Below are 6,300 nucleotides of genomic sequence, written 5' to 3' on the forward strand. Positions count from 1 at the left end.
TTTGCCGCTTTTGCAAAGTGAGCCGCCGTCAGGGCGGAACCCTAAGTGGCCGTTACCTAAATAACGGATATGTACCCTGTCCAACTGTGTTGACTGTTAGGCCGTCTTCGCAGGCAAGCCAGCTCCCACAGTTTGATCGCGGGGCGGCAGGTAGATCAGCGTCAGCTGTCAGGCCGTCACAGGAGCAAGCTCCCTCGCCACAGTCCAGCGTCGCACCAAAGTTGTGTAGATACCTATGCTGCCATAACGGTGCAACAGTGAAGAATTCTTCATCTGGTGCACCGCTATCGCAGACAAGCCAGCTCCCACAATGACTGCATTTCAATCTAGGATTCGCTCAGGCCGTTGGCAATATGGACTACACCGAACGTAGGACGGGGTTGTTCTAGCCCCCCACATCACCGTCAACGCCTTGCAATGCTTTCACAGTGCCTCCATAGTGAGTCTGGACTGAGCCCGGTGCTGTAGCGCCGGGCTTTTTGCATTATGCGACCGGACCATATGGAACCGGCTCCCTCAAAGACGGCCTAATATGCGTTATCAATTGCCCCCGCGTCGAATCAGCATGAAGCATCTGTTCCCCAGCACCGCCCTCGCTTTTTTCATTGGTCTCGGCTTCGCGTCGATGTCGACCAATACGTTCGCAGCCAATAGCTGGGACAACCTTCAGCCTGATCGCGATGAGGTGATTGCCAGCCTTAACGTCGTCGAGTTGCTCAAGCGCCATCACTACAGCAAGCCGCCGCTGGACGACGCTCGCTCAGTGATCATCTACGACAGCTACCTCAAGCTGCTAGACCCGTCGCGCAGCTACTTCCTGGCCAGCGATATCGCTGAGTTCGATAAGTGGAAGACCCAATTCGACGACTTCCTCAAGAGCGGCGACCTGCAACCCGGCTTCACCATCTACAAGCGCTACCTGGACCGCGTCAAAGCGCGTCTGGACTTCGCTCTGGGTGAGCTGAACAAAGGCGTCGACAAGCTCGACTTCACCCAGAAAGAAACCCTGCTGGTAGACCGCAAGGACGCCCCTTGGCTGACCAGCACAGCAGCCCTGGACGACCTGTGGCGCAAACGCGTCAAGGACGAAGTGCTGCGCTTGAAGATCGCCGGCAAAGAGCCCAAGGCCATTCAAGAACTGCTGACCAAGCGTTACAAAAACCAGTTGGCGCGCCTGGACCAGACCCGTGCCGAGGATATCTTCCAGGCCTACATCAACACCTTTGCGATGTCCTACGACCCGCACACCAATTATCTGTCGCCAGATAACGCGGAAAATTTCGATATCAATATGAGTCTGTCCCTGGAAGGCATCGGTGCCGTCCTGCAAAGCGACAATGACCAGGTGAAAATCGTACGTTTGGTCCCGGCAGGTCCTGCTGACAAAACCAAGCAAGTGGCACCGGCCGACAAGATCATCGGCGTGGCCCAGGCCGACAAAGAGATGGTCGATGTGGTCGGCTGGCGCCTGGACGAAGTGGTCAAGCTGATCCGTGGGCCTAAGGGCAGCGTGGTGCGCCTGGAAGTGATTCCACACACCAATGCACCGAACGACCAGACCAGCAAGATCGTGTCCATCACCCGTGAAGCGGTGAAGCTCGAAGACCAGGCCGTGCAGAAGAAAGTCCTTAGCCTCAAGCAGGATGGCAAGGACTACAAGCTGGGCGTGATTGAAATCCCGGCCTTCTACCTGGACTTCAAGGCCTTCCGTGCCGGTGATCCGGACTACAAGTCCACCACCCGCGACGTGAAGAAAATCCTCACAGAACTGCAGAAAGAGAAAGTCGACGGCGTGGTCATCGACCTGCGCAACAACGGCGGCGGCTCCCTGCAGGAAGCCACCGAGTTGACCAGCCTGTTTATCGACAAGGGCCCGACCGTGTTGGTACGCAATGCTGACGGCCGTGTCGACGTGCTGGAAGACGAGAACCCGGGGGCCTTCTACAAAGGGCCGATGGCGCTGCTGGTCAACCGCCTCTCGGCCTCGGCCTCGGAGATTTTCGCCGGTGCCATGCAGGACTACCACCGTGCATTGATCATCGGCGGCCAGACCTTCGGCAAAGGCACCGTGCAGACCATCCAGCCGCTGAACCATGGCGAGCTTAAGCTGACACTGGCCAAGTTCTACCGGGTATCCGGGCAGAGCACCCAGCATCAGGGCGTACTGCCGGATATCGATTTCCCGTCGATCATCGACACCAAGGAAATCGGCGAAAGCGCCCTGCCTGAAGCCATGCCGTGGGACACCATCCGCCCTGCGATCAAGCCGGCGTCGGATCCGTTCAAGCCGTTCCTGGCTCAGTTGAAGGCTGATCACGACACCCGCTCCGCCAAGGATGCCGAGTTCGTGTTTATCCGCGACAAGCTGGCCCTGGCCAAGAAGCTGATGGAAGAGAAGACCGTCAGCCTCAACGAAGCGGATCGCCGTGCACAGCACTCCAGCATCGAGAATCAGCAACTGGTGCTGGAAAACACCCGCCGCAAGGCCAAGGGTGAAGACCCGCTCAAAGAGCTGAAGAAAGAAGATGAAGACGCGCTGCCGACCGAGGCGGATAAAACCAAGCCGGAAGACGACGCCTACTTGGCCGAGACTGGCCGGATCCTGCTGGATTACCTGAAGATCACCAAGCAGGTGGCCAAGCAATAAATGATGGCGATTTAATGTGATCGCTCCTCGGAGTGTCATCATATAGACATCATTCTGTCGTGAAATAAAAGGACCGCAGGTTTACGCCTGCGGTCCTTTTTTTGATCGAGACCGCCATGACCATGACCGAACAGCTGAATGCATTGGGCTCAATCCTGGCTCAAGGCAGTTTGCACAGCCTGTTCCAACCGATCATCTGCCTGTCAGAGCGGCGCATCCTCGGTTACGAAGCCCTCAGTCGCGGCCCGTCCAACAGCCCGTTGCACTCCCCCGTCGCGCTGTTCTCGGTGGCCAGCCATGCCGGGCGCCTGAGCGAACTGGACATGGCGTGTCGAGAGAGTGCATGCCGGCGCTTCAGCGAGCAGAAACTGCCCGGCAAGCTGTTCCTCAATATCTCGCCGGAATCCTTGATGGAGCACGCGCATCAGCCAGGGCGCACCCTGCAACTGTTGCGCGACTTCGGTATTTCTCCCAGCCACGTGGTGATCGAACTCACCGAGCAGGCGCCCACCGACGATTTCGCGCTGTTGCAAACCGCCTTGCACCACTACCGCGACATGGGCTTTGCCATCGCACTCGATGACCTGGGCGCCGGTTATTCCAGCTTGCGCTTGTGGTCGGAACTGCGCCCGGACTACGTAAAGATCGACCGGCATTTTATCGATGGCATTCACCAGGACGCCCTCAAGCGCGAGTTTGTCGGCTCCATCCTGCAGATCGCCAAGGCATCCCGCGCCCAGGTGATTGCTGAGGGCATCGAGTTGCCGGAAGAACTGGCGGTGTTGACCGAGATGGGCGTCGACCTGGTCCAGGGCTACCTGCTCTGCCGCCCTCAGGAACAGCCGCCGCAGGAAGCGCGCCTGATGCTGCCCAAACCGGATAACGCCATGCTGGCCCTCAATGACGAAGGCAGTGACCTGAGCGCCCTGCTCAATGAGCAGCCCGCCGTGGATCAAGACACCGCGACCGCCCAAGTGCTGGAATCGTTCCGCCGCCAGGCCAACCTCAACTCGCTGGCGGTGTTGGACGGCTGCGGTCGCCCGGTCGGCATTGTGCACCGGCATTCGCTATCGGACGCGCTGCTCAAGCCATTCGCCACCGATTTGTTCGCGCGCAAACCCATCAGCCGCTTGATGAGCGATGACTTTTTGGCGGTGGAGCTGAGCCAGTCCTTGCAGCAGGTCAGCCGCTTATTGACCAGCCGCGCGCGGCAACGCATCGAAGAGGATTTCATCATCACCCTGAATGGTGATTATCTGGGGCTGGGCCGGGTTATCGACGTGCTCAAATTGATCACCGAACTGAAAATCCAGCAGGCCCGCTACGCCAACCCGTTGACCTTGCTGCCTGGCAATGTGCCAATCCAGCAGTGCCTCACTAGGCTGTTGCAGCAACAGCGCGAGTCGGTGATCTGCTATGTGGATATCGACAGTTTCAAGCCGTTCAACGATATCTACGGCTACGGGCGCGGGGATGAAGTGCTGCTGTGCCTGGCGCAGTGCCTGAACGATCGGGTAGACCCCAGCCGCGACTTTGTCGGGCACATTGGCGGCGATGACTTTCTGCTGGTGTTGGGCCCGCAGGATTGGCGCAAGCGCCTCAACCAGCTGCTGGACGACTTCCACACCCAATGCCGACGCTTCTACCGCGCCGAACATCTTGAGGCTGGGTGCTTCGTGGCCCTCAACCGCCAGGGCGCGCGCCAGGAATTTGCATTGCTGTCGCTGTCCATCGGCGTGGTGCACTTGTATCCACAGGCCTGTGCGCAACTCGATGCTAGCCAATTGGCAGAGCTGGCTTCACAAGCCAAGCACCATGCCAAGGATGTGGCGGGCTACAGCATCCACGTGATCGACAGCATGGACACCTGCTCCCAGGCGCTTTAGGCCTCGGCGGACTCCGGGTACTCGTACTCGAACACCCGCACCACTTCGGATGCATGCCAGGACGCAGCGGCCACACCATCGGAAGGCCCGCTGAACCGCCCGAGGCGCTCCACACACTCAAAAAAACCGGTGCGTGGCAGGCGGCTGGCGCCCTGGCTGATCACCAGGGAACTGCGCAGCGGTTGCTCCGCCTTGGCATCCAGCGCCGCCAGGTGCTCCAGGGCCGCAGCCAGGGTCTGCATGGCCGGCGTGGGGAATTGCAGGCGCTCCAGCAGCGCACGATACGTCAGCAAATGGCGCTGGCGACGCGCCTGGTCCAGTTCATTGATTAACCCATCCCAGTGTTGACGGCTGATACGTAGGCTCAAGACTCATCCCTCCAACCTGCAACGCCCAATTCCCAGGCCAGGCTGCGGCGAATGGCGGCATCCGGCTGGCGTTCACCACTTTCTATCAATCCAAGATACGAAGGGCTGATGCCCACGGTACGCGCCAAGGCCTCGATTGCCAGGCCCTTGGCCTCACGCAGGCCGCGCAGGGCCGAGAGCGGGCGCAAGTCCTGCTCGGTGGCGGTGGGTGCAGCAGAAGGAGAAGCGCGTGGCGGTTGCGGCTGACCGGCGGCTTTTAGCAGCGCCTGGTACTGGTTCCATGGCAACACCGCATACTCGGGTTCGCCATCGCGTGAAATGATCTGGATATCCATGACTGCCCCGTAGGATAAAAATACTTACTAAGTAAGTTATTTCCTTAAGAGTGTAATCCTAACAGCCACAAAGGTCGCAGGGGATAGCTGGCGACATTAGTTTTTTTGCGGGTTTTCCCGGGCCAGCAGCTCAGGCGTCGCAGGCAGCCGCTCAACCACCGCGAGTTTTTCCGGACGTTGTGCATCGCGCCAGGCGCGAAAGGCGCTCAGCTCGCCGCTCAGGGTCTTCATGACCCATGCCAGCACGGCGATGTCGTCGAGCATGCCGAACATGGGGAGAAAATCCGGAATCGCATCAATCGGGCTAAGAAAATACATCAGCCCCGCCACCACCGAGATCAGCGCCTTAGGGCTGATGGCACGGTATTCGCCACGCCAGTAAGCCAGGCACAGGGCCTGCAGCAATTTGAGATCATCCTTGAGCTGGCCGAGCCGATTGCCCTGGCTTGAGCCTTTGGCTGCAACGGCAAACAACAAGGTTGGCAAGCGCCCACGACCAAGCAAGCGTGCAGCCATCGGCAGGAAACGGGTGAAATTGAACGGTGGTTTCATAGGGCACTCCAGTTCCAGGCGACATAAAAGGTTATCCACACAAATTGTGGATAACCTTGTGAACAGAGCCTGTTTTATCGGCTGAAAGCCACGGACTACAAGGCCTACAGTCAGATCGGGCGTTTTTTGCGCACATCAAAAAAAACCAAGAATTCATTGACTTGGCATGTATGTGCGGCTACCCGTGCTCGAGTCTTATATCAGACTGTGTCCGATTGCGGACGTTCGTTTGGATTTTCAGAGGCTTCAACGTAGGGGCTGGCTGGCGTGCGATAGCCATAGACATCTACACGACCCGGTACGACGTGGCAGCCTGCCAGCCGATGCCTATCTCCCAGACACCCTGGGCTCCAAATGTGGGAGCTGGCTTGCCTGCGATTGCCTTACGCATCAACACAACTTTACAGGCTGTAGCAGCCAACGCTAACCACGATACGAAGCGAGCCGCTCTTGATCTTGATCTGCTTTTGATCTTAGGCGCCCCGTCAAACCACGCTGGCCGGAATTCGACA

The 6,300-nt window shown here is 58.6% G+C and carries 5 protein-coding genes; 2 read left to right on the plus strand and 3 right to left on the minus strand.

Annotation, left to right across the window (positions count from 1 at the left end; all coding sequences use genetic code 11):
* Positions 1–565 precede the first annotated feature (565 nt).
* On the plus strand, positions 566–2,647 hold the full coding sequence (locus tag DK871_RS28070) for a carboxy terminal-processing peptidase (protein ID WP_256677540.1): 2,082 nt from the start codon (positions 566–568) through the stop codon (positions 2,645–2,647).
* 116 nt (positions 2,648–2,763) lie between these two features.
* Positions 2,764–4,533 carry a bifunctional diguanylate cyclase/phosphodiesterase gene (locus tag DK871_RS28075; protein ID WP_161907445.1) on the plus strand — a complete coding sequence of 590 codons (1,770 nt, stop codon included), beginning with the start codon at positions 2,764–2,766 and terminating at the stop codon, positions 4,531–4,533.
* On the opposite strand, the gene DK871_RS28080 is transcribed toward DK871_RS28075, so the two are convergent.
* The 3 genes from DK871_RS28080 to DK871_RS28090 form a co-directional block, all read right to left on the minus strand.
* Positions 4,530–4,901, minus strand: coding sequence for a hypothetical protein (locus DK871_RS28080; RefSeq protein ID WP_003190138.1), 372 nt, complete (start codon positions 4,899–4,901; stop codon positions 4,530–4,532). The two genes, DK871_RS28075 and DK871_RS28080, sit on opposite strands and share 4 nt — an antisense overlap.
* Positions 4,898–5,236 carry a helix-turn-helix transcriptional regulator gene (locus DK871_RS28085; RefSeq protein WP_161907446.1) on the minus strand — a complete coding sequence of 113 codons (339 nt, stop codon included), beginning with the start codon at positions 5,234–5,236 and terminating at the stop codon, positions 4,898–4,900. Before DK871_RS28085 ends, DK871_RS28080 begins: the two co-directional genes overlap by 4 nt.
* Before the next feature lie 96 nt (positions 5,237–5,332).
* On the minus strand, positions 5,333–5,788 hold the full coding sequence (locus tag DK871_RS28090) for a YkvA family protein (RefSeq protein ID WP_056788425.1): 456 nt from the start codon (positions 5,786–5,788) through the stop codon (positions 5,333–5,335).
* Positions 5,789–6,300: the final 512 nt, after the last annotated feature.

The organism is Pseudomonas sp. L13 (genome assembly GCF_009935965.1).
Classification (GTDB): domain Bacteria; phylum Pseudomonadota; class Gammaproteobacteria; order Pseudomonadales; family Pseudomonadaceae; genus Aquipseudomonas; species Aquipseudomonas lactis.